21 protein-coding genes are annotated in these 21,767 nt (G+C 64.5%); 12 read left to right on the forward strand and 9 right to left on the reverse strand.

The window, feature by feature from the left end; genetic code table 11:
* Positions 1-27: 27 nt before the first annotated feature.
* A complete protein-coding gene (locus tag CFR79_RS01180) occupies positions 28-1,377 on the reverse strand; it encodes a DNA recombination protein RmuC (protein ID WP_110546579.1) in 1,350 nt (449 codons plus the stop codon).
* Positions 1,378-1,624: 247 nt separating this feature from the next.
* On the opposite strand from CFR79_RS01180, the gene dctA reads away from it, so the two are divergent.
* Together dctA and CFR79_RS01190 are read left to right on the forward strand one after the other, a co-directional pair.
* Positions 1,625-2,995 carry a C4-dicarboxylate transporter DctA gene (dctA, locus tag CFR79_RS01185; protein ID WP_102323150.1) on the forward strand — a complete coding sequence of 457 codons (1,371 nt, stop codon included), beginning with the start codon at positions 1,625-1,627 and terminating at the stop codon, positions 2,993-2,995.
* Positions 2,996-3,048: 53 nt separating this feature from the next.
* Entirely contained in the window at positions 3,049-4,350 is a 1,302-nt protein-coding gene (locus CFR79_RS01190) for an MFS transporter (protein WP_110546581.1), read from the forward strand.
* Between the two features lie 46 nt (positions 4,351-4,396).
* Here the strand turns inward: CFR79_RS01190 and CFR79_RS01195 are convergent, their stop codons facing one another.
* Entirely contained in the window at positions 4,397-7,720 is a 3,324-nt protein-coding gene (locus CFR79_RS01195) for an AsmA-like C-terminal region-containing protein (RefSeq protein WP_110546750.1), read from the reverse strand.
* Between the two features lie 65 nt (positions 7,721-7,785).
* On the opposite strand from CFR79_RS01195, the gene CFR79_RS01200 reads away from it, so the two are divergent.
* Positions 7,786-10,809, forward strand: a complete 3,024-nt coding sequence (locus CFR79_RS01200) for a bifunctional [glutamine synthetase] adenylyltransferase/[glutamine synthetase]-adenylyl-L-tyrosine phosphorylase (RefSeq protein ID WP_181417326.1) — start codon at positions 7,786-7,788, stop codon at positions 10,807-10,809.
* Positions 10,810-10,939: 130 nt separating this feature from the next.
* Positions 10,940-11,446 carry a peroxiredoxin gene (locus CFR79_RS01205; protein WP_110546751.1) on the forward strand — a complete coding sequence of 169 codons (507 nt, stop codon included), beginning with the start codon at positions 10,940-10,942 and terminating at the stop codon, positions 11,444-11,446.
* Positions 11,447-11,450: 4 nt separating this feature from the next.
* On the opposite strand, the gene CFR79_RS01210 is transcribed toward CFR79_RS01205, so the two are convergent.
* From CFR79_RS01210 to aat, 4 genes are all read right to left on the reverse strand, one after another.
* A complete protein-coding gene (locus tag CFR79_RS01210) occupies positions 11,451-11,753 on the reverse strand; it encodes a hypothetical protein (protein WP_102323147.1) in 303 nt (100 codons plus the stop codon).
* A gap of 128 nt (positions 11,754-11,881) precedes the next feature.
* Positions 11,882-12,475: a hypothetical protein gene (locus CFR79_RS01215; protein ID WP_110546586.1), complete on the reverse strand. Its 594-nt coding sequence runs from the start codon at positions 12,473-12,475 to the stop codon at positions 11,882-11,884.
* 38 nt (positions 12,476-12,513) lie between these two features.
* Positions 12,514-13,188, reverse strand: a complete 675-nt coding sequence (locus CFR79_RS01220; protein WP_258373339.1) for a DUF4412 domain-containing protein — start codon at positions 13,186-13,188, stop codon at positions 12,514-12,516.
* A 52-nt stretch (positions 13,189-13,240) separates the two neighbouring features.
* Complete coding sequence (gene aat / locus CFR79_RS01225) at positions 13,241-13,924, reverse strand: leucyl/phenylalanyl-tRNA--protein transferase (RefSeq protein ID WP_181417327.1); 684 nt, start codon at positions 13,922-13,924, stop codon at positions 13,241-13,243.
* 83 nt (positions 13,925-14,007) lie between these two features.
* Here aat and CFR79_RS01230 point away from each other — a divergent pair, with 83 nt between their 5' ends.
* Positions 14,008-14,982 (forward strand): 2-hydroxyacid dehydrogenase, encoded by a 975-nt coding sequence (locus CFR79_RS01230; protein ID WP_102323144.1) that lies wholly within the window; start codon positions 14,008-14,010, stop codon positions 14,980-14,982.
* 24 nt (positions 14,983-15,006) lie between these two features.
* Positions 15,007-15,192 carry a hypothetical protein gene (locus tag CFR79_RS01235; protein ID WP_110546590.1) on the forward strand — a complete coding sequence of 62 codons (186 nt, stop codon included), beginning with the start codon at positions 15,007-15,009 and terminating at the stop codon, positions 15,190-15,192.
* Between the two features lie 121 nt (positions 15,193-15,313).
* Here CFR79_RS01235 and CFR79_RS01240 read toward each other — a convergent pair whose 3' ends face one another.
* The 3 genes from CFR79_RS01240 to CFR79_RS01250 all read right to left on the reverse strand — a co-directional run bounded on the left by CFR79_RS01240 (position 15,314) and on the right by CFR79_RS01250 (position 17,063).
* Positions 15,314-16,165: an EcsC family protein gene (locus tag CFR79_RS01240; protein ID WP_110546752.1), complete on the reverse strand. Its 852-nt coding sequence runs from the start codon at positions 16,163-16,165 to the stop codon at positions 15,314-15,316.
* A 174-nt stretch (positions 16,166-16,339) separates the two neighbouring features.
* Positions 16,340-16,759, reverse strand: a complete 420-nt coding sequence (locus CFR79_RS01245; RefSeq protein WP_110546593.1) for an EVE domain-containing protein — start codon at positions 16,757-16,759, stop codon at positions 16,340-16,342.
* A gap of 10 nt (positions 16,760-16,769) precedes the next feature.
* On the reverse strand, positions 16,770-17,063 hold the full coding sequence (locus CFR79_RS01250; RefSeq protein WP_110546596.1) for a YciI family protein: 294 nt from the start codon (positions 17,061-17,063) through the stop codon (positions 16,770-16,772).
* A 178-nt stretch (positions 17,064-17,241) separates the two neighbouring features.
* Between CFR79_RS01250 and CFR79_RS01255 the strand changes: the two genes are divergently transcribed.
* The 6 genes from CFR79_RS01255 to CFR79_RS01280 are packed head-to-tail and all read left to right on the forward strand — an operon-like array spanning position 17,242 to position 21,760.
* Complete coding sequence (locus CFR79_RS01255; protein ID WP_102323140.1) at positions 17,242-18,045, forward strand: heme ABC transporter permease; 804 nt, start codon at positions 17,242-17,244, stop codon at positions 18,043-18,045.
* Positions 18,042-18,191 (forward strand): heme exporter protein CcmD, encoded by a 150-nt coding sequence (locus tag CFR79_RS01260; protein WP_102323139.1) that lies wholly within the window; start codon positions 18,042-18,044, stop codon positions 18,189-18,191. The genes CFR79_RS01255 and CFR79_RS01260 overlap by 4 nt, the downstream gene beginning before the upstream one ends.
* The gene (gene ccmE / locus CFR79_RS01265; protein WP_102323138.1) at positions 18,188-18,721 is read left to right on the forward strand and encodes a cytochrome c maturation protein CcmE; all 534 of its coding nucleotides are present in this window, start codon (positions 18,188-18,190) and stop codon (positions 18,719-18,721) included. Before CFR79_RS01260 ends, ccmE begins: the two co-directional genes overlap by 4 nt.
* A gap of 8 nt (positions 18,722-18,729) precedes the next feature.
* On the forward strand, positions 18,730-20,709 hold the full coding sequence (locus CFR79_RS01270; RefSeq protein WP_110546598.1) for a heme lyase CcmF/NrfE family subunit: 1,980 nt from the start codon (positions 18,730-18,732) through the stop codon (positions 20,707-20,709).
* Positions 20,706-21,284, forward strand: coding sequence for a DsbE family thiol:disulfide interchange protein (locus CFR79_RS01275; protein WP_102323136.1), 579 nt, complete (start codon positions 20,706-20,708; stop codon positions 21,282-21,284). Before CFR79_RS01270 ends, CFR79_RS01275 begins: the two co-directional genes overlap by 4 nt.
* A complete protein-coding gene (locus tag CFR79_RS01280) occupies positions 21,281-21,760 on the forward strand; it encodes a cytochrome c-type biogenesis protein (protein WP_102323135.1) in 480 nt (159 codons plus the stop codon). The genes CFR79_RS01275 and CFR79_RS01280 overlap by 4 nt, the downstream gene beginning before the upstream one ends.
* Positions 21,761-21,767 lie beyond the last annotated feature (7 nt).

The raw sequence follows: 21,767 nt of genomic DNA on the forward strand, positions 1-21,767 counted from the left end.
GCGGAAACGGGCCAATTAAAATCGTTTTCAGCCATGCCCGTCGGGGTGCGGGCCATCATCGGCCCATGTGGGCATCATGTCGGCCTGCCGCGCCCCATTCGCCATGCCGGGATGTGCCGCCGGGGCTGTCCCGTCATCCCCGGCGGGCACGGGATGTTGCGGGTCCATGTCCAGATCACGCAGCTTGCGGCTGACAAGGCTGGTGCGGCGGCGGGCCTCATCAATCGACGATGACATGGCGGAAGCATTGCGGGCCAGCTTTTCCAGCACCCCGTCCATACGCAGCATTTCCTGCCGCGTGGCCCCCAGCAGGCGGGCAATGTCATCCGTGCGCTTTTCCAGCGCCAACGTCACATATCCCAGATGGATGGTACGCAGCATGGCGGGCATCAGCCCCGGCCCCATCACGATGACGCGATAGGCACGCCCGATTTCGTCCAGCAGGCCGGGAATTCGCGCGACTTCGGCATACAGCCCATCGGTCGGCAGGTAGAGAACGGCGAATTCCACCGTTACCGGCGGCACGATATATTTGGTCGCGATCTTGCGCGCCTCGATCCGCAGGGTAGTTTCCAGCGCACGGCGGGCAGCACGCTCGGCATCGGGATTGCAGTCCTCCACCGCCTGCAGGAGGCGTTCATAGGCTTCGGTCGGGAATTTCGAATCAATGGCCAGCACCGGCGGGACCGTCGCGCGCACCGGCATGCGGACCGCGAATTCCACCACCTCCCTGCTATCGTCGCGCAGGCGGCGGTTGGTGTCGTACGCGCCTTCGGGCAGCACGTCGTCGAGTATGGTGCGCAGTTGCGCCTCCCCCCATCCGCCACGGGTCTTGACGTTGGAAAACAGACGTTTGAGGTCCCCGACCTGCGCGGTCATGGCCGAGACCTCCCCCATCGCCTTCTGCATGGCGCCGATCTGTTCAAGCACACGCTGGAAGGAAGTCTGCATCTGCTTTTCCACCGCCTGATGCAGGCGTTCATTCACGGCGGCACGCAGTTCATCGCTCTGCCGTCTGCCCTCCTCCGCCATTTCGCGCAGGGATTCGGCCTGGGTCACACGCATTTCCGACAGGTCGCGGCCCATCATGCGGGCAATGCGGTTGAAGGTTTCCGTCATTTCCTGATGCCGCTGGTCAAGGCGGGTGGACAGCGCGCGTTCGATTTCGGCCATCCGTGCACGCTGGACCTCGTTTTCCGCCACGCGGGCCGCGGTCTCGCGCTCCATCATGATGCACAGCCGCGCCAGTACGTCGCCTTCCGCCTGCGGGTCGGGCTGCTGTGACATGCGGCGCAGGATGATGAAGGACATCACGCACGACGCAACGGCACAGAACATTCCGATCCAGACAGCAGCAGATGCGGGCATATCGGACATGGCTGGAGGTTTCCCATCAGATCAGAAAGAACAAATCAGGTCCGTGCCCTGTAATACGGGTGCTGTAAAGCCATCATGTTTTTTTGGAATATCTGGCAACCATGATATGCACCAACCGAAACGATCGCATATCACCTGTTTTTCAGGTTCCTGCGGTGCCACAAACCACTAGCGTGCGTCCTGCATGCCCCTACCGCCGCGTGTGACCAGCACGGGCGCCCGAACCGTTCGTGAGGACCCATCCACCATGCCCGAGGAAACGCAGACCTGCCCGCAGGCCCGGCCCGCGCGGCGCAGATCCCTGTTTCGCAGCCTGTATGTGCAAGTTGTCCTTGCGGTGGTGGCGGGTATCGCACTGGGGCATTTCTGCCCGCATACGGCCGTAGCCCTCAAGCCGCTGGGCGATGCGTTCATCCGGCTGGTCAAGATGGTGATCCCGCCGGTCATATTCCTGACCGTGGTGACGGGTGTTGCCAGCCTGACGGATCTGGGCCAGGCGGGCAGGCTCGCGGCCAAGGCCATGGTCTATTTCCTCACCTTCTCCTCGCTGGCGCTGGTGGTGGGGATGGTCATGGCCAACATCGTCCGGCCCGGCGCGCATATCCATGCCGACCCCGCAACGCTGGATACCCATGCGGTCGCGGCCTATGCAGCACGGGCGCAGGCGCATTCCTTCAGTGATTTCCTGCTCAACATCATTCCCGATACGGTCGTCAGCGCCTTTGTCACGGGCGACATCCTGCAGGTCCTGCTGATCGCCATCCTGTTCAGCATCAGCCTTTCGCACATGGGGGCGCGGGGTCAGGCGATCCTGACGCTGCTGCGGCAACTGACGCAACTGGTGTTCGGCGTGGTACGGCTGGTCATGTATGCCGCCCCCATCGGCGCGCTGGGGGCCATGGCGTTTACCATCGGGCGTTTCGGCATTGGCGCGGTGCTGCATCTGGCCTTTCTGGTGGTGACGTTCTATGCGACATCGGCGCTGTTCGTGCTGGTGATCCTCGGGGCCGTCGCACGGTGGAACGGTTTTCGCATCCTTCCGCTTCTGGCCTACCTGCGTGAGGAACTGCTGATCGTTCTGGGCACCAGTTCATCCGAATCAGCCCTGCCCAGCCTCATGACCCGTATGGAAAACGCAGGCTGCGCGCCTTCCGTCGTCGGTCTGGTGGTGCCTATGGGATATTCCTTCAATCTTGATGGCACCAATATCTATATGTCGCTTTCGGCGCTGTTCATCGCGCAGGCGACTGATGTGCATCTGGGCCTGGGCCAGCAGATCAGCCTGCTGCTGGTCGCCATGATCAGTTCCAAGGGGGCCGCGGGCGTGACCGGCGCGGGCTTCGTAACGCTGGCGGCCACGCTGGCGGTCGTGCCGGATGTGCCGGTGGCGGGCATGGGGCTGATTCTGGGCATTGACCGCTTCATGTCCGAATGCCGGTCGCTGACCAACATCATCGGCAACGCGGTGGCCACCATCGTGCTGGCCCGGTGGGAAGGCGCGCTGGATACGGAACGCCTTGCAGCCGCCCTGTCCGGCCGCCTGAGCGACGAGCAGGCTGAAACGCCGGTCATCCCCGGTGTCGAGACCGCCCCCGTCAGCCGGTCATCCGCCGGTTAGGCTTCCCTACCCCTTTTTCCGCCCTGTCCCCTGCCCTTCATAGGTTCTTCCATATGCCTGTTTTCCAGACCCAGACCGGCGCGCTGACCACCGCACAGCGGATACGAAGCATTATTGCGGGTTCATCGGGAAATCTGATCGAATATTACGACTGGTACGTATACGCCGCATTTTCCATGTATTTCGCGCATGCGTTCTTTCCGCCGGGCAACGCAACCACGGAACTGCTGCAGAGTGCGGCGGTCTTCGCCATCGGCTTTCTCATGCGGCCGGTGGGCGGGTGGCTTATGGGACTTATGGCCGACCGTTACGGGCGACGGGCGGCGCTGAGCCTGTCCATCATCGCCATGTGCGCGGGATCGCTGGCCATTGCGGTCTGCCCGACCTATGCGCGCATTGGCGTGGCCGCCCCCAGCATCCTGCTGCTCGCCCGCCTGCTGCAGGGGCTGAGCCTTGGGGGCGAATACGGGGCAAGTGCTACCTATCTGTCTGAAATAGCGCCAGCCGCGCAGCGCGGTTTCTATGCCAGTTTCCAGTACGTGACACTGGTGATGGGACAGTTGCTGGCCCTTGTCGTGCTGCTGGTGCTGCAGTTCGCGCTGCTCAGCCCGGCGCAACTCGGCGCATGGGGATGGCGTGTTCCCTTCGGCATCGGTGCGCTGCTGGCGCTGTCGATCCTGTGGTTCCGCCGGGGCATGGCGGAAAGTGAACAGTTCAACGCCGCCACGCGCGACAGTGCGGCCCATGGTGGCCTGCGTGTCCTGCTGCGCCACCCGCGCGAGGTGCTGGGCGTATGCGGGCTGACACTGGGCGGTACGGTTTCGTTCTACACGTTCACGATCTACATGCAGAAATATCTGGTCAATACCGTGGGCCTGACCAAGGAGCAGTCAACGCTGGTCTCCACCGCGTCATTGGTGGTCTTCGCCCTGATCCAGCCCGCCTTTGGCGCGCTGTCGGACCGGGTGGGACGCAGGCGGCTGCTGCTGTCATTCGGTATTGTGGGCTGCCTGTTCACCGTGCCGCTCATGCGGACCATATCAACCGTGCAGTCCCCCCTTGCCGCGTTCGGGCTGGTTACGGCGGCCCTTATCGGCATTTCGGGCTACACGTCCATCAATGCGGTGGTGAAGGCCGAACTGTTTCCCACGCGTGTCCGCGCACTGGGGGTCGCACTGCCCTATGCGCTGACGGTATCGGTCTTTGGCGGCACGGCTGAATACATCGCGTTATGGTTCAAGCAGATCGGGCATGAAGACCTGTTCTACTGGTACGTAACCGGCTGCATCGCGTGTTCGCTGCTGACGGTTATATTCCTTCTGCCCGCGCATGACCGGATCACGCAGGAAAGCTGAAGGGTGACCTGACCACCTGCCTCTCCCTCCGTCGAGAGGCAGGCGGTCAGTGAACGTGCATGAGATTACGCAGGAACCCCGGCAGCAGCATGGCATAGGGGTTCACATGCACAGCCGGGTTCGCCATCGGCCCTGTGACCTGATAGGTGGCCGAAACCACGCCGCTGTTTTTCTCGGGGCTGAACAGCCATCCCAGCAGCCCCGGCAGATGACCGGGGGCCGCATTGACGGCAAAGGCGGGGATGATGGTCCCATCAAGGGCCAGCGACTTCTTTTCAAGGTTCACATCTCCCGTCACCGTCGCGCCGAGAGAGGCATTGCTGACCAGCCCGTCGGCAATATGGATGTTGCCCTCGTTCATCGTGACCGGGATATTGAGCTGGTCAATCTCAAGACCCGGCGCATGCGGCGCGCGCATCCAGCCGTAAATCGAGGCATTATTGGCCAGCCGCACCACGGCGGGCACGTCGCGCAGCGTGAATGAGCCCATCCGCACCGTGCCGGAGAAGGGAGCGGTGGCGACACTGTCATCAAAACTGCCGTTAATGTCGGTCACGCCGCCCTGCATCTGATCCGTCACCTTCATGGCCTGAAGCAGGCTGCCCAGACTGGCCAGATGCACATCCAGCAGGCGGCTGTTGCCCTGCGGGGTCACATGGGCCGTGGCCGCGACCGGTCCGCCCACCGTCAGCACGCCACGCATCAGCCGCGATCCGTTGGTTTCCAGATGGCTGTGCACGTTTGTCAGCGTGTCAGTAGGGCCATAATACAGCGTGCGGGCATCGACATTGAGGTTCCAACTCCGCCCAGGCGGCCCGTTGACGCGGCCCGTCGCCATTTCGGGCATGTGGTATCCGCCACTTCCCTGCGATGTCTGGGCCTTCGCCGCCGCCGAACTGCTGGACGCGGTCTGGTAGGAAACCAGCGGGGACAGGTCCAGCACCCGTGCGGCAACAGTGACACCAATGGGATCACTGTCACGCATGGGCAGCGTGACAGCCGCATTCCCCACCGAGCGCCCGACCCGGAAGCCACGCAGGATCAGCCTGCGGGCGATACCCGCCGTTGTTTCGGCATGGCCATCGATCAGCAGGTCCGGGCCGACGGCGCGTATGTTCTCGATGCCCGAGATTTTTCCGTGGTCAAGATCAAGCTCGACCGAGGCATTGGCTTCCTGCCCCGGTTTCTTGGACCAAATGGGAATGGCCAGCGCCGCACGGTCCAGATCAAGGTCGATATCGACCTGCGCCTTGCCGCCCACGTAACGGTCATAATCGACATCCAGCAGGGCGCTGCCGGAAAAGTGCTCGCCCATCTCGAATCCCGCGCGCCTTACCCCTTCCGGCGTGACGTGACCCTGCAGGCTTGCGCTTTCCACCGCGCGCACCATCGGCCCGCTGCGGAAATCCATGGTGTAGATGACGCTGGACGGTATGCCCGCCAGAACCCCGGTGCCCTGCAGCAGCAGTCCGTTCATGGTCGCGTCGATGCCAAGGCTGCCCCGGTCAAGCGGCCTGCCCACCACCACATTGCCCAGATGCACATCCCCCAGATCGGCATGACTGCGCAGGTCGATCTGGTTCAGCCTGACATGGGCATCCAGCGGCAGGGCAATATGCAGCGATACATTCGCCCGCCCGGCCGGATGGGTGAACGACATGGGATGGCGCGACAGGACATTCAGCCGGGGTTCGGCCAGAAGGGCCAGCACGTCGCGCACATTGCCCAGCAGGGTGACGTTGATGTCGCCCTGCTGCACCTTTTCGCTAAGCCCCGTAATCCGCATGGAGCCGGGTCCCACCTCGATCCGGCCCGTCCCCTTCGCGTCGACATGCCGGTCCGCCAGATCCACAAGCTGATAGGCATGGCCGAAACGGATCATCATCTGGTCCGGTCCGTCAAAGGTCAGGTGCGCATCCATGTCATGCATGGGCGGGATCGGACGCAGCCAGTGCAGTTCCATCCGGTGCGCATCGATCGTCCCCCCCAGCGAGGCGACATTCAGTCCCTTCCACCCCTTATTGCTGGCCATACCCATATTGACCTGCAACAGGTCCACATGGCCCTGCGGGATGTTCTGCGTCACCCAGCGCCGCGCGCCCTTCATGGCGCGGGGGGGCCAGAAATCACCCAATGTCGCAAAGTCCAGCGACTGCGCCCGCGCGCCCACATTCAGCCAGATCGAGGCGGGATGGAGCAGGGAGGCGGATTTCAGGTCCGCCGTCGCATGCAGCGTCGGCCCGCTGCCGTCATCGCTGGCGTGACCCGGCGCACGCAGATGCAGGACCAGATTGCGCAGCGCCACATGCAGCGGCCCGTCAAAGGGCACTGCTCCCGCCCCGGTCCCCAGCGTGCCAGCCAGATCGGCCTCGCCTTCGCCCACCAGATACTGCCCCGCCTTGCGGGTCGTGACCTGACCATTGCCCGCGCGCAGCTTGAGGTCGAATTCACGCGGCATGAGGAAAGGCCAGTCAGCGCGCCCGGCGCGGAACGCCACATCCAGCCTGCCGCCTACCGGCAGGTCGAGGGGCGCGACCTCCTTCTGTCCCGGCGCGAAGGCGGCGGGGCTGATCGGGTCCAGCAGCAGCGTCCAGTTCACCTGCTGCGGGCCGACATGCTCACCCGATCCATGCAGGACAAGGCGTTCCCCATTGCCCTCAAGGCCGAGGCGTATATCCCCCGTCACCCCTTTCTGGCCGGAATCCGTTATGATGTTCAGATGCGCGTCCGCCTCCCCCAGTCGCCACACACGGCCTGTGGCGCGGTCGGTCAGGGTGACATGCGTATCGGATATGACGGCCTGACGGATATCCGTCAGGTCAACAGGGGATGGTTCCTGCGGCTTGAGCGAAGGGTATGGTGTGTTGGGCCCCAGATCGAGGCCAAATTTGCCATCCGCATTACGGGCAAGGCGCAGCCGCCCCTGCGAGACGGACAGTTCAAGGATACGCACGCTGCCATGGAACAGCGCCGGACTGTCCAGCGTAATACGCCCCCGGCGCAGCGTATCGGCCAGCGAGCCATCGTGGCGCTGGATGCGCACATCCTCCACCCAGATCACGAACGGGGCGCGTATCCCGCCATGCAGGGCATTCCAGCCCACGCGCACATGCCCTGCTGAAAGGCCGCCGATAATATCCTCATGCCGCAGACCATGGGCGACCGGGATGGGCATGAACAGCCTGATCGCGGGCGTTACATCCAGCGGACCTGCCGAAAGGCGCACCGTCAGCACAAGCAGGAACACGGCAGGCAGCGTTATGCACAGCAGCACCAGCCAGATCACCACGCGCCCCGCCGCCATGACCGCCCGGCGCACGCGCCCTGCGCCGGGGGCGCCGACGGGGGTGGGTTGACCTGTTTCCGTCATACCGTCCACGCTACGCCAGCGCATGAAAATGCGTGACTTCCCAGTCTCCTGCCGGACCCTGCCCCATGGATATGCCCGCTACACCCGACCTTACGCTGCACCCGTCCTGGCGCGGATGCACATGGCCCCACCCGGCGGATGACCGGGCGGCCACCATCATGCACGAAAACCTGACGCAGGCGTGCACCCGCGCGGGACTGCCGGATATCGCCAGCATAGCAGGCGTGCGGGTCATGACCGATGCACTGGGGGGAAACAGTCCCTACCTGTCGGACCTGGCGCTGCGCGATACGGAAGCCTTCCTGCGCCTTCTGCTCGACGGGCCGGATGCGCATGTGCGCGAAATCCTCAGGGGGCTTGAAGCCCTGCCGCCCGAAACCCCGCGCATTGAGGTGATGGCCGCCCTGCGTATCGCCAAGCGGCAGGCCGCGCTGGCCATTGCACTGGCCGATATCGGGGGCGCATGGACGCTGGAGCAGGTGACGCTGGCGCTGAGCGGACTGGCCGAGAACGCATTGGGGGCCGCGGTCAGGCATCTGCTGCTGCATGCCTGCCAGACCGGACGACTGCGCCTGCGTGACCCGGAAAACCCGTGCCGGGGCAGCGGCTTCGTGGTTCTGGCAATGGGTAAGCTGGGCGCGCGGGAACTGAACTACTCCTCGGATATCGACCTGATCATCCTGTATGACCCGGACCGCCACCCCGGAAACGGGGAACTGCGACATACCTTTGTGCGCATGACTAGCGATCTTGTCACCCTGATGGAAGCGCGTGATGCAAATGGTTACGTTTTCCGTATGGACCTGCGGCTGAGGCCCGACCCCGCCGCAACGCCCGCCGCCGTGTCCTTTCCCGCCGCCATCCAGTATTACGAAAGCATGGGCCGCACATGGGAACGCGCGGCCATGACGAAAGCCCGTCCGGTTGCGGGGGATATTGTGGCGGGCCGCCGTTTCCTCAAACACATTCATCCGTTCATCTGGCGCCGCCATCTTGATTTTGCGGTGATCGACGATCTGCACGACATGAAAGCACGAATCGACCGCCACCGGAATGCGGGCCACGCTGATCTGGAAAGCCTGCCCGCCGCGTCTATCCGCGATCCCGAGACCGCGACCGGCTGGCTGCTGGGGCAGAACGTGAAGCTGGGACAGGGCGGCATACGGGAAGTGGAGTTCATCGTGCAGGCGCTTCAGCTTGTATGGGGCGGCAGGCGGCCCGAACTGCGTGATCCCACCACGCTGGGCGGCCTGCGCAGGCTGCGCCGCGCGGGACTGCTGGAACGTGCCCAGTGCGCAATACTGGTCCGCAACTACCGCATGCTGCGTCAGGCCGAACACCGGTTGCAGATGCGCATGGATCACCAGACCCACACCCTGCCGGACACACGTGACGGATTCGCACGCTTCGCCACTTTCATGCTGGCTGCAACGCCGGGTGAACTGGCCTGCAGCATGCTGTCGGTCATGCAGCATTCGCGCCGCAACTTCGACCTGCAGTTTGCCGAAAGCGACCGGCAGGACATCACCATCGCGCCGGAGGATGTCGATGCCGCCGACCGGCTGCGTGACTACGGCTTCGCGCCCCATGACATCGGCGACGCGCTGCAGATTCTCAACCGGTGGGATGGCAACCGGCTGCGCGCGCTGCGCTCCGACCGGGCGCGCAAGCTGCTGCGCCGGCTGCTGCCTGCCATCATGACCGAAATCGGGGGCCGCCAGCAGCCGCTGACCGTGCTGCGCCGTTTCGATGCGCTGCTGGAGCGGCAATGGGCGGGCGTGCAGTTCCTGTCGCTGCTGGAACGCAATACCGCACTGATCCACCGCATCGTGACCGTTCTGGACTGCGCGCCGTTCCTGGCCGACCATCTGGCCGAAACTCCCTCCGCCCTTGACGGGCTGCTGGACATGGATGGCGGTCCCGGCGCGCTGGGTACGGCCACGGCGCTGGTCAGGCGGCATGTCACATCGGCACAATCGGCCGAGCAGGTACTGCCGGTGATGCGCGGACTGGTGTGTGGGGAGGAGTTCCGCCTGTCGGTTGCCCGCCTTGAACACCGCATGGGCGAGGACAGCGCCGCCCGCGCGCGCACGGCCATGGCCGAAACGGTCATGCGCGGGCTGCTGCGCGTGGTCACCGGTGAACACAGACGCCGCCACGGCACCGTGCCCGGTGGTGCGATGGCGGTTGTGGCGCTGGGCAAGGCGGGATCGCATGAAATGATGCCTGGGTCCGACCTCGACCTCATGCTCGTGTTCGACCATCCGCCCGATGCGGGGGAAAGCGTTGTTAATGGCACAGTCGGCACGGATGGCATGCGCGGACGCCCGCTTGCGGCGGGTACGTATTTCGTCCGGCTGGCGCATGCCTTCGTCGCGGCCCTGACCGCGCCGGGACGGGAGGGACCGCTGTATGAGGTGGATATGCGCCTGCGTCCTTCGGGATCGAAGGGGCCGGTCGCCGTCTCCCTGTCCGCCTTCCGTCGCTACCATGAAGAATCCGCATGGACATGGGAACGCATGGCCCTGACCCGCGCGCGCGTGGTGGCGGGACCGCCCCGCCTTGCCGCCCGCCTGCGCCACGCCATCGCCACGGCGCTGGACCATGCCCCGCTGACGGATGAGGAAAGCCGCCGGATCCTGCATGACGTGCGTCACATGCGCGAACGGCTGGCGCGCGAACATCCCGCCGCCAGCCCGTGGGACATCAAACGCCGCCGGGGCGGGCTGATGGATGTGGAGTTCATCGCACAGGGGCTGCAACTGCTGACGCCGGATGCACAGGCCCGTAATCCCTCCACCCGGCTGGCGCTGCTGCGGCTGGCGCAGGCGGGGACGCTGGATATGGCCGATGCCCGCCTGCTGCGGCGTGCGGACCTGTTCTGGCGGTCGATGCAGGGGCTCGTCCGCATCATATGCGGCAGCGTCGTGCCCGATGCGATCCCGCAGGCCAGCCTTGAAATCCTGATGGGGGAAGTCAGGGCGCGCAATGCGACGGTCCTGCTGGACCGGATGGATGATATGGCCGCCCGCGTAACCGCGATATTCGACCGTCTGATTCCCCCCATTGCGGACACACCGGCGCGATAGCCACGCCGGGAGTGTTTCCCCGCCCGCCAAAGCGTTGCATGATCGCAGCCCAACCCATATCCCCGCATGCCGGTCGCGCCGATACCGGACGCGCCACGCCATGCAGGCGGACAGATCAGCAAGGCAGGTCATGAGCAAGGTTCTTCCCCCTTTCCCCGAACCCGGCAGCGCCGTTCCCGATTTTGACATGCCCGCAAGTCATGGGCGCACGGTCAGCCTGACCGCCCTGCGCGGCCATCCTTTCGTGCTGTATTTCTATCCCAAGGCCAATACATCGGGCTGCACCAGGGAAGCCTGCGAATTCGAAGCCGCCCTGAATGACATGCAGAAGGATGGCGTAAGCGTCATCGGCGTCTCCCGCGATGGCATGCCTGCAATCGAGAAATTCGCGACCGATCACGCCCTCACCTTCCCCCTTGCATCGGATGGCGATGGCAGCGTTACGGAAGCCTATGGCGTATGGGTCGAAAAATCGATGTACGGTCGCAAATACATGGGTATCGAACGCGCGACTTTCCTGATCGATGCCAATGGCCATCTGGTGGAAGCATGGCGCAAGGTGAAGGTCCCGAACCACGTCGCCGCCGTGCGCAAGGCCATTGCGACCCTGACGCTACAGGCGGGAACAGCGGGCTAGCACGTCAGTAGGGACGTCCCGGTCCGCCATAGGGACCATAGACCACGACCGGCGGCGGAGGTGGTGGGGCATAATAGGCCACCGCCGGCGGCGGGGGACGGTAATAGACCGGAGGCGGAGGCGGCGGTGGCCCGTAGCTGTCCACCATGGCCCCGCCGATGACGCCACCCACGATGCCACCCACCAGTCCCCCAACCAGCGCATCGCCCCCGCCGCCACGCCCATGGGCCTGCGCGCCCGGTGCGGCTGCCGCCAGCCCGGTCAGGACAAGCAGCCCGGTGGCTGCAATACGCCCGATGTTTTTCATCAAACTCTTCCTGCTCCTGTCTCGATCAGGCGGGGAACGCATCCCCGCCTGACAGGGATGAGACAGGAGGGTCATGGCGATTTACGGGCAGGAATCGCCCTTTTCATGCCATAAACCGGCCTCGGCCGTTACGGATGGGCCGCGCGCAGTTCCTTCAGGCCCGAAGGGATGGCGAACACGCCGTCCGCCTGTGGCGCACGGGTAACGGCGGTGGCTTCCACCATCACCTTGCCATCACGGATGACTTCCAGCATCACGCCATCATCGGTGTAACAGATTTCGCTGGAACGCTGGTCGGTGTCCTGCGTCTGCCATAACGTGCACGGGATGTTGGCAACGGTGGCCGTGCCGGTGCGCAGCCAGTTGCCCTGCGCACGCTGCCCCATCTGCACATTACCGGCACCCGGCGCGGGAATGACCGTCCTGATCTTCTGCTCGGGGTTTACCACCGTCAGCGTACCCGCGTGATAGTCGGTAACCATGTAGGTGGTGGCATTGCCCGGATCGACGCGCTGCATCATCCGCCCGCTGGACCAGCGCATGCGCTGGGTCATGACCTCCTTCGTGTCATGGGGGGGGTAGATGGTGTAGGTCACGTCCACATCGTTCTGGGGGGTGACGAAGGGGGTCTCATCGGTGGCGGCGGACGCATGGCCTGCACCAGCCAGCAGCAGGCCAGCCACCAGCAGGGCCTGACCACTGCGATACGGAAAACGGGTCACGGTATGTAATCCTTCAAAACGGGGACGGGGCAGGCGTGTCAGCCGCCCTTCTGATCCGGGTTCGTGCGGGCGGCTGACGTGCCGGGCGGCGGGGGCGGTTCGATCTTGCGATAGCCCTCGGGCGGCTGGAACATGCTGTCGGGAATGGGTCCGTAAACCACTTTCGTCGCTTCCAGCTTACCGCGCAGCCCGTCCCCATCCACGCCGTCTTCCTGCAGGATCACGCCATCTTCCGTAACGCAGGTGGTGGCGTTGCCCTGATCGGTCGTCACGTCCCACTGCGTGCATGTGACCCCGGCCACGGTGGCGGTGCCCTTGCGCACGAAGGACATGGACAGGTCCAGCAGGAAGGGATTGCGGATGCCGTAGCGGGCATCAAGCTGGCTGTACACCTTCTGCGGATTGATGATGATCATGACCTGACGGGTCATGCGGTTGAGCACCATCTCGCCCATGGCCAGCGGGCTGTCGATTCGCATAAGACCGCCATTATAGGCGAACCATGTGCGCACGGCCTTGGGCTCGGGCATGCCATCGGGCTGCACGTTATAGTCCACCTGCACATCCCGCGTGGGGGTAAGCGGGGGGTGAACGGTGGCGGCTTCCTGCGCCATGGCGGGTGCGCCACCCGCTGCAATGGCCGCCACGAACATCATCATGCCCAACGGCCCCCTGCCCTTACCCTTTACCGGGCAGGCCGCTCCCTGTTTCATCACGTTTCTTCCCCTTCTTCTGCCAAGACGGAACCCTGCACGCGCAGGACTGTCAACCATCCGCGTCCATCGCGCCCGCGGGCCGCAGGGCACGGATGGCGGGCAGCAGTTCCGCCGCGCTGTCATTTCCGATCCATTGCGCCCGTTGCGCCACCGCGCGGACAAGCTGGCGCATGTAATCATCCGCCGGAATCTCGTATCCGCCGAAACTGGCCAGATGATCCGTGCCGAACTGTGTATCGAGCAGGGTAAAGCCACCCAGACGCAGGCGGGCTACCAGATGGACCAGCGCCACCTTGGATGCGTCGCGCATGCGGCTGAACATGCTTTCCCCGAAAAAGGCCTGACCGATGGCCACGCCATACAGGCCGCCGACCAGCCTGCCCTCATGATAGGTTTCGATGCTGTGGGCATGGCCCATGGCGTGAAGCTGACAGAACAGGGTGCGGATGCGCGGGTTGATCCATGTATCCTCGCGCCCCGGCATGGGTGCTGCACAGCCATCCATGACCCCTGCGAAATCCTGATCTGTCATTACTGCAAAGCGATCCGACAGCACCGTACGCATGAGCCTGCGCGGCACATGAAACCCCTCCAGCGGCAGGATGCCGCGCATCTGCGGGAAGAACCATTCCAGTTCGTCGGACCGCGCATCGGGCGCCATGGGAAACAGGCCGGCCCGGTAGGCGCGCAGCATAAGTTCCGGCGTAAGCGGAACCGTCTCTTGACCCGTCATGTTCTTAGGATAACCCTTTCGCATGCTTCTGCAGGCACGATCGCCTGTGTCATGCCCCCGTTAGGCCGGAGAAACCACCCTCTATGTCCGCTACCCGCCCCCGCGTACTGCTGACCCAGCGCCAGACCGATCCCGTCATGCAGCGTATCGAGCAGAACTTTACCATAGCCCCCGTCCCGGACCACCGGATGACAACCCGCGAACTGCTGGACGCCGCGCGCGCTTTCCAGCCGCAGGCCATCATGACATCGACGGGCCTGCCGCTGCGTGGCGATGACGTGGCGCAACTGCCTGACTGCGTGAAGGTTGTCGCAACCGTCAGCGTCGGCACGGACCATCTGGACATTCCAGCCCTTCATGCCCGTGGCATCATCGTCACCAACACGCCCGACGTACTGACCGACTGCAATGCCGACATGGCCATCCTGCTAATGCTGGCTGCCGCCCGGCGCGCGGGGGAATACACCACGCTCATGCGCGAAGGCTGGGGCCGTCCGCTTGCGATGGATGAAATGCTGGGCACCCGCATAAGCGGCAAGCGGCTGGGTATCGTGGGCATGGGCCGCATCGGCCAGGCCGTGGCCCGGCGAGCGCGTGGCTTCGACATGACGGTCATGTATTCCAACCGCCGCCGCCTGCCCGCCGCGCAGGAAGCGGGCGCCACCTATTTCAGCACCCTGACCGACATGCTGCCGCACTGCGATATCCTGAGCCTGCATCTGCCCGCCACGCCCGAAACCGAGGGCATGATCGATGCCGACCTGCTGGGCCGCCTGCCGCGCGGGGCCATTTTCATCAATGCCGCCCGTGGCGCGCTGGTGGATGAAGACGCCCTGATCGCGGCCCTGCGCAGCGGCCAGCTTGCCGCCGCCGGGCTGGATGTCTACCGCAATGAACCCAATCCCGACCCGCGCTTTCTGGAACTGCCCAACGTGTTCCTGACCCCGCATGTCGGCAGCGCCACCATCGAAACCCGTACCGACATGGGCATGCTGGCGATTGAAAACGTGGAAGCCGTGCTGAACGGTCGCGCAGCCCCCACCCCCGTCCACGCCTGATCCGGCCGTAAGGGAAGCACGCTTATGGGACTGCCCGGCGTTTTCATCGTTTTCACGCTGATCACACTGCTGCTGGAACTGTTCATGCCGCGCATGAATGGCCTGTTGCAGACATTGACCGGATTTTACGTGGTCTTCACGCTGATCGCCGCGACCATCGAAATCGTAAGGAAGCCGCAGCCCGTGCGGCATACATCCGGCAAAGCATGACAGACAGCCGCTCCGGGCCATGCCCGGAGCGGTCGGGAACTGAAGTTTTTCACAGAAATAAAGTCGTAGCAGACGCCCTCACCAATGGAGAGGAAGCGCGTCTGCCAGCATTATTACCGCTTCAGCCTTCGTTGACCTGACTTGCGGCGTGGGCCTTGAGGTCAGCGGCGGTGCGGCGGACTTCCGGTCCATATTCACGCTCAAGCCGCCGGATGGTGAAATGCGCCTGCGCCACCGCGCGGTAATGCGACAGGAACGCCGCGTTGAGCGACGCCCCGCACAGCGCGCCAGCCACCGGCATCATCTGCAGTGCGAACTTGCGCGACAGGCCCAGCCCGTAATGGGTCGCCACTTCACTGACCAGCATGACAACCGGGCGACCGCGCAGCATGGCGCGGGCAGAAAAATAGCCCAGTTCGCTATCTTCCCCCGGCGCGGCCTTCCGGTTTGCGCCAAAGGGGAAGGCGCGGAGGGCGAATACTTCCAGACACGCCGCCCGCGCATCTTCCTGCGACAGGTCTTCTCCCTGTTCGCGGGCGATACGCGCGATCTCGCGCATGATGGTCAGCGTCGTGAAGCCGACATCGGCCACCAGTCCCGGCAGGCCGGTAAAACCGCCTATGGCCCCCGACATGGTTACGGCGGCCTTCACCGCCGGGTCGCGCCATGCGGCACCGCCGCCCGGTTGGGCGGACACGTCATGCGGGCGGTCCATGCCGATCACCGCGATGTCGAATGCACGCCGGATGGCCGTTTCGGCAGCGGATTGCAGGCTGGCCTGCAACGTGGGCGCAAGGCCCAGCGTGCGCATGCCCAGCATCGCCGCCTGCCCCACGGCACCGCCCATCAGGTCGGCCAGACGCACCAGCACGCCGCGCCCCGTCTCGACCCGTTCCAGCGCCTGCTGGAGTTCGGTAATACACGCGCTGTCCAGCGTCAGCGGTGCCAGTTCGTTGGAGGAACCTGCACTCATTACAATGCCCTTCGCCTGATCTTCCGTAACAGTACGGACCGGCCCCATGTCCCTGCACTACCGGCGGGATGGATGACGCCGCCCGCAACGCCCATGCGGCAGTTCCCACTGTTTCAGCACCATGATGGCGTTCTTGCAATGCGCATCACCATACCTTCTGGCATGAAACGCGCCTCAACCGTGGCTGTTCCAGCCGCCCATCGCGCACAGGTGTCCCCAGTGCGCATCCGAAACCGGCACGACCGACAGCCGCGACTGCCGCACAAGGGCCAGATCCTCCAGCACCGGATCGGCCTTGATCTGCGCCAGCGTGACCGGGCGGGGCATCGGCCCCACGGCGCGCACGTCCACGCATACCCATCTGCCATCCTCCGCCGTCGGGTCGGGATAGCCAGCACGCACGACTTCCACCACGCCCACGATCTCGCGCCCTACGTTGGAGTGGTAGAAGAACGCCCGGTCCCCCACTTCCATGGCCGCGAGGTTCTTCTTCGCCTGGTGGTTACGCACGCCGGTCCACGGTTCCACGCCGTTTTCCACCTGCTCGGACCATGAAAACGCGTCCGGCTCGGACTTGATCAGCCAGTAAGCCATACCCGGTTCTTCACTCCACCCGCATGCAATCACGAAAAACTGAACGGAACGGACGGATGACCACGCTCTCGAACAGATCGACATGGGCATAGGGGTCTTCCGCCGCGAAGCCTTCGGCCGCCGCGCGGTCGGCCACATCCACCACCAGCAGGCTGCCGCAGGGGCGGTTTTCCGCGTCCAGCAGCGGACCGCCATGCACGATGTGCTGCTTCCACTGTTCCAGATAGGCAAGGTGACGCTCACGGGTGGCCTTGCGGGTTTCAAGACCGCCGGGCCTGTCGGTACAAATGATCGCAAACAGCATGTTTTCTCCTCCTGTGGCGGGACAGTACCATGAAGGGACAGGACTGGCCGTGTCTTTTTTAACGCGATAGTGTAGAGCAGCAAAACGCCAGCCCCCGGCCAACCGCGGGCGATGGCGAAAATTTTTCTTGACCCTTTTCATTGCAGGGACAGGTGCCCCCGGCACGGATGGATCAACCTTGAACGCAACGCAGAGCCTTACCGCAAGAACCGGTAACCTTTTTCACCGCTACGCCAACCCGGGGCGTTTCCTGCGCATGGGTGCGAAGCTGCAGCCGTGGCTGACCTGGCCCGCACTGGCGCTGTCCGCGGCCGGAATCGTATGCGGGCTGTTCTTCTCCCCCGCCGACTGGCAGCAGGGCGACAGCGTGCGCATCATGTACGTGCATGTGCCCACAGCATGGCTGGCATCGTCGGGGTATATGGCGCTGGCGGTGTGCTCCCTTCTTTCGCTTGTATGGCGGCATCCGCTGGCCGACCTTGCGGCGGTGGAGATCGGGCCGGTCGGGGCCGCCATCACCGCTGTCTGCCTTGCCACCGGCTCCCTGTGGGGCAAGCCTATGTGGGGCACGTGGTGGGTGTGGGATGCGCGGCTGACATCCGTTCTGGTGCTGTTTTTCCTGTATCTGGGCCATATCGCGCTGATCCGCGCATTTGACGAACCGCAGCGTGGCTACCGCGCCGCCGCCATACTGGGGCTGGCGGGCGCGATCGACCTGCCGATCATCAAGTTCAGCGTACAGTGGTGGAACACGCTGCACCAGCCCGACAGCATCACGGTTACGGGGGCGCCGACCATGTCCACCTCCATGCTGTGGCCGCTGGGCCTGACCACGCTGGGCTTCACGCTGGGATTTGGCGCGATCGTGCTGGCCCGCCTGCGCGCTTCCGTAATGGAAAGCCGCATCCGCACCATCCTTGCCGCCAGCCGTGGCCGCCAGTCCGCACAGACCAATCCCCAGACAGACAGTGCCGCCGTATGACCCACCTGCCCTATATCGTGGCCGCCTATGGCCTGACCCTTGGCGTCGCGGCGATCCTGTCGGTCAACGCCACCATCCGGCTACGACAGGCGCGCAAACGGCTTGCCGCCATTGAACAGCCCGGCCGGACACGCAGGCCGTCATGACCCGCAAGAGCCGACGCCTGTGGCTGGTGGTTGCGTGCATGATCGGGCTTGGTTCCGCCGCTGCCCTGACTCTCAACGCCTTTTCATCCAATATCGTCTTCTTCATGGCGCCATCGCAGGTCCATAAGAAGCCGCCGCCAGCCGACCGCACGATCCGTCTGGGCGGCATGGTCGTGGCGGGCAGCGTACACCGCGAAAAGGTGAAGGACACCCCGGTCGCCATATTCGACGTGACCGACGGGCAGGACGCCGTGACCGTTCGTTATGAGGGAATACTGCCCGACCTGTTCCGCGAGGGGCAGAGCGTCGTGGCCGTGGGCACCGTCAATCCCGATGGCACGTTCCGCGCCAGCGAAGTTCTGGCCAAGCATGATGAAACCTACATGCCCAAGGAAGTGGCCGAGGAACTGCGCCGCAGCGGCAAATGGGACCCACGTTTCGGCAAGGCCCCCGACGCGACAAGCTGGAACACCATGACGGCGACCGATACGGCGAAAAAACCGGCCACCCAGACACCTGACGGAAACTGACATCCGCGATGAACCCGGAACTTGGAAATTTTGCACTGGCGCTGGCATGCTGCATGGCCGCCGGACAGGCCATCCTGCCGCTGATCGGCGCGAACCGGCGTGACGCGCGCCTGATGGCGCTGGCCCCCGCGCTGGCCGTGGGGCAGATGCTGGCCCTTGCGACTTCTTTCGCATGCCTGATCCATGCGGCCATCACCAACGACTTTTCCGTGCAGAACGTGGCGGCCAACAGCGCGGTCAGCAAGCCGCTGCTGTACAAAATCACCGGCGTATGGGGCAATCATGAAGGCTCGGTGCTGTTATGGGCGCTGATCCTGTCCATCTGCGGTGGCGCGGTGGCCCTGTTCGGGCGCAACCTGCCTTCCGCCCTGCAGGCGCGCGTGATTGCGGTGCTGGGCGGGGTTGCAGCAGGCTTCGAACTGTTCTGCCTGACCACGTCCAACCCGTTCGCCCGTGTCTGGCCCGCGCCGCTGGACGGGCAGGGCATGAACCCGCTGCTGCAGGACCCCGGCCTCGCGTTCCATCCGCCCATTCTCTACACCGGCTATGTCGGCTTCGCCGTGCCGTTCGCCTTCGCCATCGCCGCCCTGATCGAAGGGCGTGTGGATGCTGCATGGGGCCGCTGGGTGCGCCCGTGGGCAGTGGCGGCATGGTGCTTCCTGACCTGTGGCATCGCCATGGGATCGTGGTGGTCCTATTACGTGCTGGGCTGGGGTGGCTACTGGTTCTGGGATCCGGTGGAAAACGCATCGCTGATCCCATGGCTGACGGGCACGGCGCTGGTGCATTCCGCCATTGTGGTGGAAAAGCGCGAGGCGCTGAAAATCTGGACCGTCCTGCTGGCCATCGGCACGTTTTCCTTCTCGCTTTCCGGCACGTTCCTTGTGCGTTCGGGCATCCTCAATTCCGTGCATGCCTTCGCCAACGATCCGGCGCGTGGCGTGTTCATCCTCGGGCTGCTTGCAGTGGTCATTGGCGGTTCGCTGCTGCTGTTCGCCATCCGCGCGCCGCAGCTCACCACGGGTGGCCTGTTCGCCCCCATGTCGCGTGAAGGGCTGCTGGTTCTCAACAACATCCTGCTGTGTTCCATCTGCGCGGTGGTGCTGACGGGCACGATGTATCCGCCATTCATGTCGCTACTGTTCGGCAAGACCATTTCGGTGGGCAAGCCGTTCTTTGATGCGACCACCATTCCTCTTGCCATTCCGCTCATGGTGTTCATGGGTTTTGGCCCGATGGTGCCGTGGAAGCGTGCGCAGATGTGGCCGGTCCTGCGCCGCTTGTGGTGGGCGGCCTGCGTGTCGCTGCTGGCGCTGGTTGTCGCCACCTTCCGCATGCGTGACATCCTGCCAGTGCTGGCAACCGCTACCGCCGTATGGGTGATCTGCAGCAGTGTCGCCGATATCGTGGAGCGGCTGCGCCTGTTCCGCCAGTCACCTGCGCAGAGCTGGCAGCGTGCCCGTGGCCTGCCGCGTGCGGTATTCGGCGCGGCGCTGGCCCATGCGGGTGTCGGCATTACGGTGCTGGGCATTGCGGGCATGTCGCAGGCGGCGCACCGCATTGTCGAAGTCCATGTCGGCCAGAGCGAGATGCTGGCGGGCGATAGCTGGACCCTGACCGAAGTCCATCCCGCGCAGGGACCCAATTACACCGCGCTGGTCGCCACCATCGAGGTCCGCCACGATGGCAGGCTGATCACCACGCTGCATCCGTCCAAGCGGACATTTGCAAGCCAGCACCAGACCACCACGGAAGTAGCGATCCACACCAACCTCATGGCCGACATCTATGGCGTTCTTGGGGACAGGCACGGCAGCGATGCCGACCCCACCTATGTCCTGCGGCTGCATTACAACCCGCTGGCCCCGTGGATGTGGCTGGGCGGCCTGATCATGGCCTTTGGCGGCGCGCTGTCGCTGTCTGACCGTCGTGTGCGCGTGGGCGCGCCGCGCCGGGCGAAGGCGGCTGACATGGTGGCGGCACGATGAACGATACGTCCCTTCCCCCTTCCCCCACGCGCCGCCGCCTGCTCATGGCGGCCCCGCTGGTTGTCGCAGGTGGCGCGGGTGTCGCGTTCTGGCGCATGCTGTCGGGCATGTCGCGTGGATCATTCGACCCCCATGACATCCATGCCCCGGCGCTCAACCGCCCCGTTCCGGACTTCGCCCTGCCCGATCAGGCGCCGGGAACCGGCTTTTCCGCACAGGACCTGCGCGCGCTGAAAACGCCGGTTCTGGTGAACTACTTCGCTTCGTGGTGCATTCCCTGCGTGGCGGAAATGCCGGTGCTGAACGTGCTGAAAGATCGCCTGCCAATCTGGGGCATCGCTTACAAGGACAAGCCCGAGCATGCACTGGGCTTTGTCCAGCGTGCCGGAAACCCCTATGCCCGCATTGCCGCCGACCGCGACGGGCTGACGGCAATCGACTGGGGCGTGTCCGGCGTGCCGGAAACTTTCCTGATCGGACCGGGCGGAGTCATCCGCTGGCATACGGCCTCCCCCATTACCGAAAGCATGATTGCCAATACGATCATGCCGCTGGCGGACAGCCTGAAATCATGACGACCTCCTTCCTGCGCCGGGGCTGGGTGATGGCCCTTCTGGCCTGCCTGCTGCTGGCCCCCGTGGTGGCGATCGCGGTTGATGACCCATCGGAAATGCTGCCGGACCCGGCACAGGAACAGCGGGCCGAAGCGATTGGCGCGCAACTGCGCTGCCTTGTCTGCCAGAATGAATCGATTGAGGACAGTAGCGCCGACCTTGCCCGCGACCTGCGCCACGTGGTGCGCGAACATGTGGCCAAGGGTGAAAGCAACCGCCAGATCATGGACTGGATGGTCAACCGCTACGGCAACTTCATCCGCCTCAAGCCGCCGCTGACCATCGGCACGCTGCTGCTGTGGGTCATGCCGCTACTGGCGCTTGGCATCGGTATCGGGGTTGCGTGGTGGACGTTCCGCAGGCCGCGCGCGTCCACACCACCGCCCCTGACGGATGAAGAACGCCGCCGTCTGTCCGACCTGACCCGAACACGCTGAGATTGAG

Origin of the sequence: Komagataeibacter saccharivorans (genome assembly GCF_003207825.1) — a bacterium.
Taxonomy (GTDB): domain Bacteria; phylum Pseudomonadota; class Alphaproteobacteria; order Acetobacterales; family Acetobacteraceae; genus Komagataeibacter; species Komagataeibacter saccharivorans.